A 12,236-nucleotide genomic window follows, 5' to 3' on the forward strand; every position below is an offset into this window, starting at 1 on the left:
TAAACGTTCTGAAGATCTTTCTGGCCAGCAAATTCAACAGTTGAGAGAGAAGAAAGAGCAAATTTATCAAACCTATCCTTGTAATGTTGCCGAAAGTGCCTTAAAAAAATTGGGGCTAGAAGTGGATTATGTGAATAAATTAAATTAATCGCCATTGAGAAAACAGGATTCAATTATGTTAAAAAAACTATCAACTTTAAAACACCACCGTGTTCAAACATCACTTATGCTTTCCCTGATGATCAGTGCCGGCTTAACCGCTTGCGGTGGCGGTGAAGAACAAACTGTCAATTTTGGGTTGCCACAAACGGTGGAATCTACGGATTATTATTTGCAATATCCTGATGAACGCAGTTTAACGCTTAGATTGTGTGACGTTATGATCGACAAGGCAAAAAAACCAAGAGGGGGAAGCCTGAATGGCTTTACAATACAAAAACTAGGCGGGGCGAAAACGCCAGAAGAGGCAGGAGAAAAGTTAGTCCAGCAATTTAAACAACAGTTTGTCAAATTTGATCAAAATTGTGTGAATGCGGCGAATGCTCAACTCACTTTTTTGAAAGAGCCGACTAAATATGAGGGGGATTGTGGTTCGGAATTGGGTAGTCTTGCGTATAATAACCAGAGTGAGGAACTGAAATGGTTTTTGGATGGTTCGCAAATACAGAAATTTTTTACTGACCATCCAAGAAGTGAAGTGGCATATGATTTGCTAGATCAATGTAAAGACATAAAAAAACCAAAGGAAATTTCTCAATCAACTCAAACGATTATCAACGATCTTAAAAAACGTGCAGAGGAATACGACAAATTGCCGTGGCAACAAGCAGTGAGAGAATTAGTGCCTAATGAGAAAGTCCATCGTTTTTTTAGTCTTGATGGGAAAACGACATTTGATGATTATTTGAGTGGCAAAGAGCATATTTCTGAAAAAAAATGAAATGGATAAGGCACTTTATCTTAAATATGCCCAAATAGGCATTGCCGAATTACGAAAACTTTCTTTTGAAGAGTTAGCCAACACCGAAAAAGATTGTGCCACGGATAAACGGGAATATTCCGTTTGTTGGTTGCGTAATGAAGTGTTGAAAGAAAAAGAACAGCAAATGGTGCAAGAGTTTGTGAATCAACCTGATAAGCTGAAACAAACCTACAATGAACAATGTGCAGGCAAATTGTTGGCGTTTGTGGCAGAACAGGGCGTGACAGATTTTAATCAGGTAGAACAGGAAAAAGTCAACCTGATTAAAGCCAAAGAAAGCGAAATTTTTGAGGCACATCCTTGTTCGGTTGTGGAACAAGCCTTTGATAAGTTGGGTGTTCGTGTGAATCATTACCAAAAATTAGATTAGGAGAAAAAATGGAAAAATTCACGCAATTTAAACAATGGCTAGAGAAGTTTATGCAATCGGAAACGTTCCAAAAGCTGTTGGAAAAACTGAAAGGCATTTTCACGCCCGTGGTTACTCAAGTGAAACAATCGGCGGAAACCAATAATTTGTTACGCAAATTGGTCAACCTTGTCAGTCAGCATAAAATTATCACCGCCGTGGTTGCCGCCACGGTGGTGGTTGCCTCGAGTTTTGTCGGCACATCTAGCTCTAAAATAGAGTATCCAGTGGAATGTCAAGGTCTTAAATTGTATTACACAGATATGAATAATTTCACTGCTTTGCGAAGATTGATATATGATGAGGATCCAAGTCTTCTTTTATCGAAATATGGTCGTATTATAGATCCCACCAAACATTATAGCGTAGAGTATACTAGTGAAAATTTGGTTAAACTTTATCAAGCACATTATGAAAAACTTGCACAAAGCTCACCAGCTTCTCTCAACATATTTGTCGAAAATATTAAACAGGATTGTAAAGATCGGCGGGAAAATAGAGTTTAGTAATTGAACAAAGGGCGTATCAGTAAAAAATACGCCCTTGTTTTTTGGTTCTCGCCTTGAGATTCGCAGTGAAATGGCAGATAATGAATGCAGTTATTTCAGACAGGAAAGTGAACCATGGGAAATATAATTATCACCGTAGATGGTCCGAGCGGTGCAGGCAAAGGCACGCTTTGTTATGCCCTAGCGGAAAAATTGGGCTTTGCGTTGTTGGATAGTGGGGCGATTTATCGTGTCACAGCATTGGCAGCACTGAAAAGTGCGGTGCAATTAGATGATGAATTGGCATTAGCTGAATTGGCTCGTCATTTGAGAGTGCAGTTTTTACCTGAAAAGGGTGAAGTGAGTATTTTGTTGAATGATGAAAATGTCAGTGGTCAGATTAGAACGCAGGAAGTCGCTGAGGCTGCCTCTAAAGTGGCAATTTTTCCGCAAGTTCGCACCGCACTTTTGCAGTTGCAACAAGACTTTGCTCAACAAGGGAAAGGCTTGATCGCCGATGGACGAGATATGGGGACGGTGGTGTTCCCTGATGCCCAAGTGAAGCTATTTTTAGATGCTAGTGCAGAAGAAAGAGCAAAAAGACGATTTAAACAGTTGCAAAATAAAGGAATTAATGGTAACTTTGCACAGATTTTAGCCGAGATTCAAGATCGGGACTTTCGAGATAGAAATCGAGCGGTTGCTCCACTGAAACCAGCGGATGATGCCTTGTTGTTAGACAGTACGGAATTGTCCATTGATGAAGTGATTCAGCAAGCTCTAGATTATATTGCACTGAAAGTGAAAAGCTAATTTCAAATATTTTTTCGGTTTATTCAAGGACGGATAGACTATTATTATCAACCCCACTTATTATGGATTAAAAAGTGGATGTTATTAACTTATTAAAGAAGATTAATTATGTCAGAATCTTTCGCTCAACTCTTTGAAGAATCATTAAATAACCTTGAAACTCGTTTAGGCTCTATCGTTAGCGGTACAGTTGTTGCTATCGAAAAAGGCTTTGTTTACGTGGATGCAGGTTTAAAATCTGAAGCTCGTATTCCAGCTGAAGAGTTCACTAATGCTCAAGGTGAAGTTGAGGTTAAAATTGGCGACGTAGTAAACGTTGCATTAGATGCAGTTGAAGACGGTTACGGTGAAACTAAACTTTCTCGTGAGAAAGCAGTACGTCACGAATCTTGGATCGAATTAGAAAAAGCATTCGAAGCACAAGCCAGCGTGATCGGTTTAGTGAATGGTAAAGTAAAAGGCGGTTTCACGGTTGAATTAAACGGTGTGCGTGCGTTCTTACCAGGTTCATTAGTAGATACTCGTCCAACTCGTGATGCAGATCATTTACTCGGTAAAGAAGTAGAATTCAAAGTGATCAAATTAGATCAAAAACGTAACAACGTGGTGGTTTCACGTCGTGCAGTGATCGAATCTGAAAGCAATCAAGATCGTGATGAAGTATTAGCGAATCTTTCCGAAGGTGCTGAAGTTAAAGGTGTGGTTAAAAACTTAACTGAGTACGGTGCATTCGTTGACTTAGGCGGTGTGGATGGTTTATTACACATCACTGATATGGCTTGGAAACGTGTTAAACACCCAGGCGAAATTGTTAATGTTGGTGATGAAATCACGGTTAAAGTATTAAAATTCGACAAAGATCGTACTCGTGTGTCTTTAGGCTTAAAACAATTAGGTCAAGATCCTTGGGCGGCAATCGCTGAAAATCACCCAGTAAACAGCAAATTAACCGGTAAAGTGACTAACTTAACCGACTACGGTTGTTTCGTGGAAATTTTAGACGGTGTTGAAGGTTTAGTTCACGTTTCAGAAATGGATTGGACGAATAAAAACATTCACCCATCTAAAGTGGTTAGCTTAGGTGATGTAGTTGAAGTGATGGTGTTAGAAATTGATGAAGAACGTCGTCGTATTTCTTTAGGCTTAAAACAATGCAAACCAAACCCGTGGTTACAATTCGCTGATACGCACAACAAAGGCGACAAAGTTGAAGGTAAAATCAAATCTATCACTGATTTCGGTATCTTCATCGGTCTTGAAGGTGGTATCGATGGTTTAGTTCACTTATCTGACATTTCTTGGAATGTACAAGGTGAAGAAGCCGTTCGTCAATACAAAAAAGGTGACGAAGTCGCAGCCGTTGTGTTACAAGTTGATTCAGCCAAAGAACGTATCTCTTTAGGTATCAAACAATTAGAAGAAGATCCGTTCAACAACTTTGTGGCAATCAACAAAAAAGGTGCTGTATTATCAGCAACTGTTGTTGAAGCTGACAGCAAAGGTGCCAAAGTTGAATTAGCCGGTGGCGTTGAAGGCTATATCCGTGCAGCAGACTTAACAAGCGAAGTGGCAGCAGGTGATGTGGTTGAAGCCAAATACACAGGCGTCGATCGTAAATCTCGTATCGTTCACTTGTCTGTGAAAGCGAAAGATCAAGCTGAAGAAGCTGCAGCCGTAGCAAGCGTAAATAGCAAACAAGAAGAAGTGGCTATTCCTAACGCAATGGCAGCCGCATTTGCACAAGCGAAAGGCGAATAATTTATTCGCATAAATAAAACTGGCGTGTTTAGGCACGCCAGTGATTAAAAAATTAAGTATTTTGCACCGCACTTTTTCGTTTCTAAGGGAACAGTAAAACCACGTATGTATTTTAATTTAGAATAATTACGTTGTTTTATTGGCTCAAAAACAAGGAATAAATTATGACAACCAAATCAGAACTTATCGACACATTAATTGAAAAACACCCATCTCTTGCAGTGAAAACCGTTGAAAATTCAGTAAAAGAGATTTTAGAACAGCTTTCGCAAACCTTAGAAAATGGTAATCGTATTGAAGTGCGTGGTTTTGGTAGCTTTTCATTGCATTGCCGTCAACCAAGAGTAGGACGTAATCCAAAAACGGGCGAAAGTGTGAAATTACAAGCAAAATGTGTACCGCACTTTAAAGTAGGTAAAGAATTAAAAGAGCGTGTTGATCAATAATTTGATTGCTCGGCGTAAATATATTAAAACGACACAATTTATGTGTCGTTTTTTGTAGTGATTTTTGGCATAATACAGGTAAATGCGTTTTTAACTCGAGTATTTATATCAGGGGGAAGTATCATGTTTAAATACCTTTTAGGATTGGTGGTCGTGATTGCGGTGATTTTGGTTGCGATTACGGTAGGGGCGAATAACGATCAAGTGATTACCTTTAACTATATTGTGGCTGAAAATGAGTTTAAACTTTCAACTTTAGTAGCGATATTATTTGGTTTAGGTTTAATTCTTGGCTGGTTAATTACGGGAATTTTTTATCTGCGTATTAAAATCAAAAATATGGCTTTATCTCGTCAAATTAAACGCCAAACTCAACAAATTAACGAGTTGACATCAAGTCTGAAAAAGGCTGAATAAGCATGATTGAATTACTTTTCCTGCTCTTGCCGATTGCCGCCGCTTATGGTTGGTATATGGGGCATCGTAGTGCCAAAAAAGATCAGGAAGAAGTGAGTAATAAATTCTCCCGAGACTATGTCACAGGGATGAATTTTTTATTATCCAATCAAACCGAAAAAGCGGTGGATTTGTTTTTAGAAATGCTGCAAAAGCAAGAAACCGAAAACGATATTGAACACCGCTCCCAATTTGAGGCTGAACTCACTTTAGGCAACTTATTTCGCTCTCGTGGTGAAGTGGATCGTGCCTTACGTATTCATCAAGCCTTAGATCGTAGCCCTAATTATTCTTTTGAGCAGAAATTATTAGCGAAACAGCAATTAGCCAAAGATTTTATGTCCGTGGGTTTTTTTGATCGGGCAGAAAATTTGTATATTGTGTTGGTGGATGAACCTGAATTTGCCAGTGGGGCATTGCAACAATTAGCCATTATTTATCAAAAAACCAAAGAATGGAAAAAAGCCATTAACGTGGCGGAAAAATTAGCGAAAATTGAGCCTAAAACGGATAATATTGAATTGGCACAATTTTATTGTGAGTATGCGAATTTATTACCGGCAGACAGCAAAGAAAATCCGAAAGGTTTACTCGAGCAAGCCTTAGCCGTATCGCCTAATTGTGTGCGTGCGTCCATGATGTTGGGGAAATGGTATATTCAGCAAAACGATTTCAAAAGTGCGGTGAAAATTTTAGAAAATGTGCTGAATCAAAATGCGGATTATGTGGGGGAAGTGTTACCCCAGCTCAAAGATTGCTATCAGCAATTAGGTTTACTGGACAATTTTGAACTCTTTTTAGTGCGAGCGAGCCAACTTAGTGCAAATGCCAGCGTGGATTTAGCTTTAGCGGATGTGATCGAACAAAAAGATAGCCGTGCCACCGCACAAAGCAAAGTCTATCAAAAAATTGGCACCAATCCGAATATGTTTTTATTTCATCGTTTTATTCAATATCAAATTGATGATGCAGAAACAGGGCGTGCTAAAGATAGTCTAGTGTTATTGCATAAAATGGTCGGCGAACATATTAAACAAGGTTTTGATTATCGTTGCACTAACTGTGGCTATCAAAGCCATAAGTTAATGTGGTGTTGCCCATCTTGTCGCCAGTGGGAAAAGGTTAAGCCAATTCGTGGCATTGAATTTCCAAATTAATCAAGCATTCAACTCATCAAGTAAGGAAGTGAATATGGATAGCAAAATTATTGTGGCATTAGATTATGAAAATGAATCCGATGCGTTAAACTTGGTGGATCAAATTGATCCGTCTCTTTGTCGCCTAAAATTAGGTAAAGAAATGTTTACCAGTTTAGGCACCAATTTTCTGAAACAATTACATCAACGTAAGTTTGAGGTGTTTTTAGATTTAAAATATCACGATATTCCAAATACCGTGGCTCGAGCAGTGCGTTCAGCGGCTGACTTAGGTGTGTGGATGGTGGATTTACATGCCAGTGGTGGCTTGCGTATGATGGAAGAGGCCAAAAATATTCTTGAACCTTATGGTAAAGATGCCCCCTTATTAATCGGCGTGACCGTATTAACCAGTATGGAAGATTTGGATCTATTACAAATTGGGATTAACGCCTCGCCGTTAGAACAAGTGATTCGCTTGGCCCATTTAACCCAACGTGCAGGCTTAGACGGTGTCGTTTGTTCACCGCAAGAAGTGGAAATTTTACGCAAAAACTGCGGTGAGCATTTTAAATTAGTCACCCCAGGGATTCGTCCTGTGGGCAGTGAATTTGGTGATCAACGCCGTGTCATGACACCTGCGGCGGCCGTGGGCGCGGGGGCGGATTATTTAGTGATTGGTCGTCCGATTACCCAAGCAGATAAGCCGGCAGATGTATTGCGTGCTATTAATGCGTCGTTGGCAAACTTGTAATGAGTGAGCTAGTTTATTCCACCGAAGTCGGACGGATTAAAGCGGATAAACCTAAAGCTGAACGTCTAAAAGGGGATGGCGTTGTACGTATTCAACGCCAAACCAGTGGCCGTAAAGGGGCGGGCGTTTGTGTGATTACTGGCTTGGATTTATCAGATGATGATCTAAAAAAGATGACAGCTGAACTGAAGAAACGTTGTGGTTGTGGTGGATCCGTGAAAGATGGACATATTGAAATCCAAGGCGATAAACGAGATTTGCTGAAACAACTGTTGGAACACAAAGGCTTTGTGGTGAAACTGGCCGGTGGATAAGTTAAAAAATCTGCAAAAAAATAACCGCACTTTTGATCGGATTTCCCGAACAAAAGTACGGTTTTGTTATACTAGTGACCGTAGCCTAAGAACATGGCGCCGAGTAGGCACAAGACAGCACCCACGAAGAACTCGGGTTTTGGCTGTTGGATTTTCTTACTAAAGAATTTAAACGCACAGAACACATAGCCCACAAAGCAAGCGAGTTTCACCAGTTTCCAAATGGAAAAGCCAAAGCTGATAAAGAAAAAAGCTGCCGTGACCAATAATACGGTATCAGATAAGTGCGGTAGAATTTTGAGCGGTTTTACCGCACGCCAATCTTTGCCAGACAGTTGCATTGCACCACGAATCACTAATAAAAATAAACTTAAATAAGCAAACACAATATGTGTTTTTATAACAATAGGTACCATTTTTCACTCCAAAATAAAAAGGCCATTATAGAGAAAGCATAAAAAACGGTCAAATGTTAATGAGATCTTTAGCCATTTATTGATTAAACCAAATAAAAAGCATAAAGTGCGTTATTTTTTACTGAATTTTATTTAATTTACTGTTATATTAAGACATTCACTGTTAATTGACAGTATTTTATTCTTTTTATGGGGAGCTTTATATGGATAAAAAATTAGTTAAGCCTTTTGATGCCATTGATATTAAAATTCTAGATGAATTACAGCGTAATGGCAAAATCTCCAATATTGATTTATCTAAGAAAGTAGGACTTTCGCCAACACCTTGTTTAGAGCGTGTAAAACGTTTAGAAAAACAAGGCGTTATTATGGGCTATCGTGCTTTGCTCAATCCCGAATTATTAGAGGCCCCTTTGTTAGTGATTGTGGAAATTACGCTTGTGCGTGGCAAGCCTGATGTATTTGAAGAATTTAATGATGCGGTGCAATTATTGGATGATATTCAAGAATGTTATCTGGTCTCGGGCGATTTTGACTATCTGCTTAAAACCAGAGTAGCGGATATGTCCGCTTATCGTAAATTACTTGGCACCACCTTATTACGCCTACCCGGTGTGAATGATACACGTACCTTTGTGGTGATGGAAGAAGTCAAACAAACCAATTTTTTACAATTAAAATAATATGATTAGAAAAATAACAGACGGCTTTTCACCAACCCATTATTTGGTGGAAGTTTTATTTGGATTGACCGCACTTTTCGGCTTTTATTTGATTATTGCATGGTCGAGTTATAGCCCTTTTGATAACGCTTGGTCCGTGGTGAGCTATCAAGATGAGGTGATCAACAAAGCAGGGCGTTTGGGCGCTTGGGTGATTGACCTCTTTTTTGTGCTATTTGGCTATGTGGGGCATTTATTACCTTTCTTACTCTGTATTGCCCCGATTTATTTTATTCGTACTAAACGAGTAGATAGCCTGACTTGGACACGTTTTTCCTTACGTATGTTTGGTTTTGTTCTTTTAATGCTTGGCTTGACGGCATTGTCTGCCATGTTACTCCCGCATACGAGCGACCATTTAGCCGGCGGTGTACTGGGTGGGGTGTTGGCGAAATATATGCTCCCATTATTGGGTAAGTTTGGTTTACTCCTGTTTGGCGTCCTGTTCAGTATTTTAGGGTTCATTTTTTGTTCTGGCGCCTCTTTGATTCGTTTAGTGGTACGTTTTTATAACTGGTTAACGGTGAAAAATGAGGAGCCTGTTGAGGAGATAACCGCAGAAAATGAAGAAGAACTGAACGACATTTCTGTTCAAGCCTCGGCACCTCAAGAGGAAGATAATACTGAAATAGAAACAGTGCAACCGATCCATATTTCGGGTTTAGGTGAAAGCGTGACGGATCCACAACATACGCAAACAGCGTACGAGGACGTCACGGCGGGTTTTGTGGGAGATGATGTATTTAAGCCGATTGAATTTGAAAACCCAACTTTACCTGAAGTGAAAATTGCCCAACCGAATGGTGTAGAAACAACGGAGATCAATGTTGTATTACCCTCCCAAGTGACAAAAGATGACAACATCAATCGACCCGATTTCTTAACGGAAAATGGATTAAATGTGACATTGCCGCAAGAAACGCCGACACCGGTGATACCAGAAGTTAAGCTGACACCAGCGAAACCGTTAATGCCAATTGAAAATGAGGGATTAGACGATCTTTCTGCCGAATTAGCCGAACAGTTTGCTCAACAAGAGGCAGAAAAAGAACGGCAACGTTTAGAGCAGGCTCAACAATTAAGCGTGCATTTAGCGAATCAGCCTGATGATATTTCTATTGAAGTAGAAGAGACAGAAGAAGCTGAAGAAGAAAAAATGCAAAATGGTTTGCGTACGATTCCGATTGATAAATTGGTGGAATTATATGGCGATCATACGCCTAAAGAAAAACCCACTACCGATTTACCTTTGTTAGATTTGTTAGATAAACGGGTGATACAAGCCCAAGATATTTCGGAACAACAAATTTTCGATACCTCAAAACGGATTGAGCAACAATTACAGAATTTTAAAATCAAAGCCACGGTCAAAGATGTGTTAGTCGGGCCAGTGGTCACGCGTTATGAACTGGAATTATTACCGGGTGTCAAAGCCTCCGCCGTCAGTCGAATTGATACGGATTTGGCTCGTGCATTGATGTTTAAAGCCATTCGGGTCACGGAAAGTATTCCGGGTAAACCTTATATTGGTATTGAAACCCCTAACGAAAAACGCCAGATCGTACCATTACGAGATGTGCTAGACAGCGACGAGTTTCGTAATAGCAAAGCCTTATTACCTATGGCATTAGGCAAAGATATTAGCGGCACGCCGATTGTGATTGATTTAGCCAAAACGCCACATTTATTGGTGGCGGGTTCTACGGGGTCAGGAAAATCGGTTGGGATTAACACCATGATTTTAAGTTTGCTTTTCCGTGTGAAACCGGAAGAAGTCAAATTTATTATGATCGATCCAAAAGTGGTAGAATTGTCCATCTATAACGATATTCCGCATTTATTAACCGAAGTCGTGACGGACATGAAAAAAGCCGCTAATGCGTTGCGTTGGTGTGTGGATGAAATGGAACGTCGTTATCAACTGTTGTCACAACTACGAGTGCGAAATATTGAGGGCTTTAATGAACGCCTTGATAGCTACCGTGAACAAGGTATCGGCATTCCCGATCCGCTTTGGAAACCGGGTGATACGTTAGACAGCACAGCCCCATTATTAGAACGAATGAACTATATCGTTGTCATAGTGGATGAATTTGCCGATTTAATGATGCAAGTGGGTAAACAGATCGAAGAATTAATTGCTCGTTTAACCCAAAAAGCCCGTGCCGTGGGGATTCATGTGATTTTGGCCACCCAACGCCCATCAGTGGATGTGATTACGGGATTGATTAAATCCAATATTCCAAGCCGTATTGCCTTTACCGTGGTGCAACGTAATGACTCTCGTACGATTCTCGATCAAAATGGTGCAGAGGCGTTGTTGGGTATGGGAGATATGCTTTATTTGGGGAATGGCACCACGGATTTAGTGCGTGTACATGGCGCCTATATGTCGGATGATGAAGTGTCTCGTGTCGCTGATGACTGGCGAGCCAGAGGTAAACCGAATTATATTTCGTCGATTTTAGAAAGTGCTGAGGATAATGAGGGCGGTGAGGATGACGGATTTGCTACCAGTAGCGAAGAATTGGATCCCTTGTTTGACAAAGCCGTTGAGATCGTGGTGAATACAGGCATGACCTCTACGTCATTTATTCAACGTCGTTTAAAAATTGGTTTTAACCGTGCGGCAAATTTAATGGATCAACTGGAAGAACAAGGTATTGTATCCGAAATGCGTAACGGTAAACGTGAATTATTGGCACGCACGCCGGATTATTAAAAAGGAAAGTAAAATGAAAAAAATATCACAAAAAATCACCGCACTGTTGGCTTTTGCCTTGGCGACGCCTTTTGCATTGGCGGACGCGGCGAGTGAATTACAATCACGTTTGCAAAAAGTGCAAATGTTCAGTGCCGAATTTAATCAAAATGTGAGTTCTGCCAATGGTAAACAAGTGCAACAGGGTTCGGGTAAATTGCAAATTAAACGCCCAAATTTATTCCGTATGGATACCCAAGCACCGCAAGAAAGCCAAATTATTTCTGACGGTAAAACCTTGTGGTTCTACGATCCTTTTGTGGAACAAGTGACCGCTAATTGGGTTACTGAAGCCGTGAATAATACGCCGTTTGTGTTATTAACCAGCAATGATAACAGCCATTGGCAACAATATACGGTGGTGCAAAATGCCGATACTTTTGTGTTAAAACCGAAAGCGAAAAATAGCAATATTAAACAATTTGATGTGCGAATTGATGGAAATGGCATATTGAAAGGATTTAGTACCATTGAAAAAGATGGCCAATCCAATCTTTATATTTTACGCAATATTCGTAATGATAATATTGCTGATACGGTGTTCCAATTCAGCGTACCGAAAGGGGCTGAATTTGATGATCAACGGAATAAAAAGAAAAAATAAGACTTTATACCCTCACCCTAGCCCTCTCCCAAAGGGAGAGGGAACATGTTAGGGTAAATAATAAAATGAAATCATCCCTCATTCTGTCCCCACTCCCAAAGGGAGAGGGAACATGTTAGGGTAAATAATAAAATGAAATCATCCCTCATTCTGTCCCCACTCCCAAAGGGAGAGGGA

General features: G+C 40.1%; 14 protein-coding genes. 13 read left to right on the plus strand and 1 reads right to left on the minus strand.

Features of this window, described 5'->3' with window-relative positions; translation table 11 throughout:
- The first annotated feature begins 175 nt into the window (after window positions 1–175).
- The 10 genes from ACTG7L_RS10575 (at window position 176) to yciH (ending at window position 7,556) form a co-directional block, all read left to right on the plus strand.
- Window positions 176–940 (plus strand): hypothetical protein, encoded by a 765-nt coding sequence (locus ACTG7L_RS10575; RefSeq protein ID WP_439328506.1) that lies wholly within the window; start codon window positions 176–178, stop codon window positions 938–940.
- Between the two features lies 1 nt (window position 941).
- Window positions 942–1,352 (plus strand): hypothetical protein, encoded by a 411-nt coding sequence (locus ACTG7L_RS10580; protein WP_439328507.1) that lies wholly within the window; start codon window positions 942–944, stop codon window positions 1,350–1,352.
- An 8-nt stretch (window positions 1,353–1,360) separates the two neighbouring features.
- Window positions 1,361–1,897 carry a hypothetical protein gene (locus ACTG7L_RS10585; protein ID WP_439328508.1) on the plus strand — a complete coding sequence of 179 codons (537 nt, stop codon included), beginning with the start codon at window positions 1,361–1,363 and terminating at the stop codon, window positions 1,895–1,897.
- Window positions 1,898–2,014: 117 nt separating this feature from the next.
- The gene (gene cmk, locus ACTG7L_RS10590) at window positions 2,015–2,692 is read left to right on the plus strand and encodes a (d)CMP kinase (RefSeq protein WP_439328509.1); all 678 of its coding nucleotides are present in this window, start codon (window positions 2,015–2,017) and stop codon (window positions 2,690–2,692) included.
- A gap of 108 nt (window positions 2,693–2,800) precedes the next feature.
- Window positions 2,801–4,450 carry a 30S ribosomal protein S1 gene (gene rpsA, locus ACTG7L_RS10595; protein WP_439328510.1) on the plus strand — a complete coding sequence of 550 codons (1,650 nt, stop codon included), beginning with the start codon at window positions 2,801–2,803 and terminating at the stop codon, window positions 4,448–4,450.
- Between the two features lie 164 nt (window positions 4,451–4,614).
- The gene (locus ACTG7L_RS10600) at window positions 4,615–4,896 is read left to right on the plus strand and encodes an integration host factor subunit beta (RefSeq protein WP_439240707.1); all 282 of its coding nucleotides are present in this window, start codon (window positions 4,615–4,617) and stop codon (window positions 4,894–4,896) included.
- A 123-nt stretch (window positions 4,897–5,019) separates the two neighbouring features.
- The gene (locus tag ACTG7L_RS10605) at window positions 5,020–5,313 is read left to right on the plus strand and encodes a LapA family protein (protein WP_439240704.1); all 294 of its coding nucleotides are present in this window, start codon (window positions 5,020–5,022) and stop codon (window positions 5,311–5,313) included.
- 2 nt (window positions 5,314–5,315) lie between these two features.
- Window positions 5,316–6,509: a lipopolysaccharide assembly protein LapB gene (gene lapB / locus ACTG7L_RS10610; RefSeq protein WP_439240701.1), complete on the plus strand. Its 1,194-nt coding sequence runs from the start codon at window positions 5,316–5,318 to the stop codon at window positions 6,507–6,509.
- 34 nt (window positions 6,510–6,543) lie between these two features.
- The gene (gene pyrF, locus ACTG7L_RS10615; RefSeq protein WP_439240699.1) at window positions 6,544–7,242 is read left to right on the plus strand and encodes an orotidine-5'-phosphate decarboxylase; all 699 of its coding nucleotides are present in this window, start codon (window positions 6,544–6,546) and stop codon (window positions 7,240–7,242) included.
- Entirely contained in the window at window positions 7,242–7,556 is a 315-nt protein-coding gene (gene yciH / locus ACTG7L_RS10620) for a stress response translation initiation inhibitor YciH (protein ID WP_439328511.1), read from the plus strand. Before pyrF ends, yciH begins: the two co-directional genes overlap by 1 nt.
- 71 nt (window positions 7,557–7,627) lie before the next feature.
- On the opposite strand, the gene ACTG7L_RS10625 is transcribed toward yciH, so the two are convergent.
- On the minus strand, window positions 7,628–7,972 hold the full coding sequence (locus ACTG7L_RS10625; RefSeq protein ID WP_439328512.1) for a SirB2 family protein: 345 nt from the start codon (window positions 7,970–7,972) through the stop codon (window positions 7,628–7,630).
- Between the two features lie 203 nt (window positions 7,973–8,175).
- Between ACTG7L_RS10625 and lrp the strand changes: the two genes are divergently transcribed.
- The 3 genes from lrp to lolA are packed head-to-tail and all read left to right on the plus strand — an operon-like array spanning window position 8,176 to window position 12,059.
- Entirely contained in the window at window positions 8,176–8,655 is a 480-nt protein-coding gene (lrp, locus tag ACTG7L_RS10630) for a leucine-responsive transcriptional regulator Lrp (RefSeq protein WP_386686649.1), read from the plus strand.
- A gap of 1 nt (window position 8,656) precedes the next feature.
- Window positions 8,657–11,416 (plus strand): DNA translocase FtsK, encoded by a 2,760-nt coding sequence (locus tag ACTG7L_RS10635; RefSeq protein ID WP_439328513.1) that lies wholly within the window; start codon window positions 8,657–8,659, stop codon window positions 11,414–11,416.
- 13 nt (window positions 11,417–11,429) lie between these two features.
- On the plus strand, window positions 11,430–12,059 hold the full coding sequence (gene lolA / locus ACTG7L_RS10640; protein ID WP_439328514.1) for an outer membrane lipoprotein chaperone LolA: 630 nt from the start codon (window positions 11,430–11,432) through the stop codon (window positions 12,057–12,059).
- Window positions 12,060–12,236: the final 177 nt, after the last annotated feature.

Origin of the sequence: Lonepinella sp. BR2357, from assembly GCF_051851525.1 — a bacterium.
GTDB lineage: Bacteria > Pseudomonadota > Gammaproteobacteria > Enterobacterales > Pasteurellaceae > Lonepinella.

Bases quoted from the DNA above. Each gene is read 5' to 3' on its own strand.
- cmk (WP_439328509.1), top strand. From the start codon at position 2,015: ATGGGAAATATAATTATCACCGTAGATGGTCCGAGCGGTGCAGGCAAA.
- lolA (WP_439328514.1), top strand. From the start codon at position 11,430: ATGAAAAAAATATCACAAAAAATCACCGCACTGTTGGCTTTTGCCTTG.
- rpsA (WP_439328510.1), top strand. From the start codon at position 2,801: ATGTCAGAATCTTTCGCTCAACTCTTTGAAGAATCATTAAATAACCTT.
- ACTG7L_RS10585 (WP_439328508.1), top strand. From the start codon at position 1,361: ATGGAAAAATTCACGCAATTTAAACAATGGCTAGAGAAGTTTATGCAA.
- ACTG7L_RS10625 (WP_439328512.1), bottom strand. From the start codon at position 7,972: ATGGTACCTATTGTTATAAAAACACATATTGTGTTTGCTTATTTAAGT.
- ACTG7L_RS10605 (WP_439240704.1), top strand. From the start codon at position 5,020: ATGTTTAAATACCTTTTAGGATTGGTGGTCGTGATTGCGGTGATTTTG.
- ACTG7L_RS10580 (WP_439328507.1), top strand. From the start codon at position 942: ATGGATAAGGCACTTTATCTTAAATATGCCCAAATAGGCATTGCCGAA.
- lrp (WP_386686649.1), top strand. From the start codon at position 8,176: ATGGATAAAAAATTAGTTAAGCCTTTTGATGCCATTGATATTAAAATT.
- pyrF (WP_439240699.1), top strand. From the start codon at position 6,544: ATGGATAGCAAAATTATTGTGGCATTAGATTATGAAAATGAATCCGAT.
- lapB (WP_439240701.1), top strand. From the start codon at position 5,316: ATGATTGAATTACTTTTCCTGCTCTTGCCGATTGCCGCCGCTTATGGT.
- ACTG7L_RS10600 (WP_439240707.1), top strand. From the start codon at position 4,615: ATGACAACCAAATCAGAACTTATCGACACATTAATTGAAAAACACCCA.
- ACTG7L_RS10575 (WP_439328506.1), top strand. From the start codon at position 176: ATGTTAAAAAAACTATCAACTTTAAAACACCACCGTGTTCAAACATCA.
- ACTG7L_RS10635 (WP_439328513.1), top strand. From the start codon at position 8,657: ATGATTAGAAAAATAACAGACGGCTTTTCACCAACCCATTATTTGGTG.
- yciH (WP_439328511.1), top strand. From the start codon at position 7,242: ATGAGTGAGCTAGTTTATTCCACCGAAGTCGGACGGATTAAAGCGGAT.